The 212-nt window shown below is 42.9% G+C and carries 1 pseudogene; it reads left to right on the top strand.

What is annotated here, in order from left to right:
* Nucleotides 1-70: 70 nt before the first annotated feature.
* Nucleotides 71-172 (top strand): annotated as a pseudogene (locus FDX22_RS20340) (DinI-like family protein); the annotation flags it as partial.
* Between the last annotated feature and the right edge of the window lie 40 nt (nucleotides 173-212).

Genomic DNA, 212 nt, shown 5'->3' with positions numbered 1-212 from the left:
GATACCATCAATGAGATAGTAAAATGGCGCATATACAGCGCCATTTTTAGTATCTATGTGCTGAATACCACCAGCGATCAACACTGACGCCAGCAAGCATGAGAAAGAGCAGATAAGCCGTACTGTCCAGGAAATGTTTGAAGAGGCTGAGTTCTGGTTAGCTGAAGATTAACAAGCAGATGTGCCTGGCTGTAGCATTATTACATCAACTA

This window comes from Citrobacter sp. TBCS-14, from assembly GCF_005280805.1.
GTDB lineage: Bacteria > Pseudomonadota > Gammaproteobacteria > Enterobacterales > Enterobacteriaceae > Citrobacter > Citrobacter gillenii.
Note: the sequence above shows the minus strand (reverse complement) of the source record. Positions and strands in the feature narration are given on the sequence as shown.